This window comes from Enterococcus hailinensis, assembly GCF_045862035.1.
Classification (GTDB): domain Bacteria; phylum Bacillota; class Bacilli; order Lactobacillales; family Enterococcaceae; genus Enterococcus_A; species Enterococcus_A hailinensis.
This window is the reverse complement of the sequence record NZ_BAAFRV010000055.1, coordinates 1-1247: the sequence shown is the minus strand read 5'-3', so window position 1 is coordinate 1247 and position 1247 is coordinate 1. Positions and strand designations below refer to the sequence as shown.

1 protein-coding gene is annotated in these 1247 nt (G+C 34.3%); it reads left to right on the top strand.

The features are described from left to right. Positions 1 to 78: 78 nt before the first annotated feature. A protein-coding gene (locus ACKTSC_RS13415; RefSeq protein WP_311809502.1) for an IS3 family transposase occupies positions 79 to 1205 on the top strand; the annotation gives its coding sequence in 2 pieces (ribosomal slippage) (positions 79 to 307 and positions 307 to 1205; 1128 coding nt in all). Positions 1206 to 1247: the final 42 nt, after the last annotated feature.

Below are 1247 nucleotides of genomic sequence, written 5' to 3'. Positions count from 1 at the left end.
TGGTGTTAGTATCAAATCTTAGACAACTTTTCGTAGAGACAGAAATAAATTAAACTTATCTACGAGAGGATGGATTTTATGACCCGATACGAAGAAAATTTCAAACAGATGATTGTTGAGCTGAATCAAACTGGACGTTCTGTTCGAGGATTGGCGAAAGAATATGGCTTATCTGAAGCAACGATTTACAAATGGAAAAATTTATATTTACCAAATCAGTCCACAGGACTGACCGGAAAAGAAGCGGCTGATTTGAGAAAAGAAAATGCTCGTTTGAAAGAGGAACTTGAAATATTAAAAAAAGCCGCAGCCATATTCTCTCGAAAGACCTAAAGTCACTTGTTCGATTCATTGAAAAATGGTGTAAGGAGTACACTGTTTCTTTGTTGTGTCGGTTATTAGAAATTCCTAGAAGCGTCTACTATTTTTATAAAAATAAATCGTTAACAGCTACAGAAGTCAGAAATAACCAATTGAAAAAGAAGATTTCAACGATCTTTTTTGATCATAAACAGAGATATGGTGCAACAAAAATCCATCAAGTGTTGCTAAAAGAAGGAATTTCAGTATCTCTTAAGCATGTACAAAAACTGATGAAACAATTAAATCTAAGGTCAATTGTGGTTAAGAAATACAGACCTCAACGGCCTGTTCAGCCGGTTGTTTTAAAAGAGAACATCTTAAATCAGGACTTTTCTACTAAAACTATCTGTGAAAAATGGGTAGCTGATATCACCTACATTCCAACTAAGAAAAATGGTTGGTGTTACTTATCTTCGATTATGGATTTACACACGAAAAAGATTATTAGCTATACATTTTCTAAACGAATGACTGTCGATTGTGTGTTACAAACATTCAATCAAGCAAAGCAACGGTACCACATCCCAGAAAGAATGATTCTACACACTGATTTAGGTAGTCAATATACAGCAATCGAAGTGGAAAATTGGCTTGAAAACAATAAAATAAGGCATTCCTATAGTCGCAAAGGAACACCATATGATAATGCAGGAATTGAGTCCTTCCATGCATCATTGAAAAAAGAAGAAGTATACACGACGACTTACTCAGACTTCGAAGAAGCGAATCGATCTTTATTTAGCTACATTGAAGGATTTTATAATCGTAATCGAATCCATAGTTCGATTCATTACTTAACTCCACAGGAGTTTGAAGATTTAGAAACAGAGAAAATGTCTTAGCAGTCTCTACTAAAATATGTCCAAGATATTGACTCAAATCCA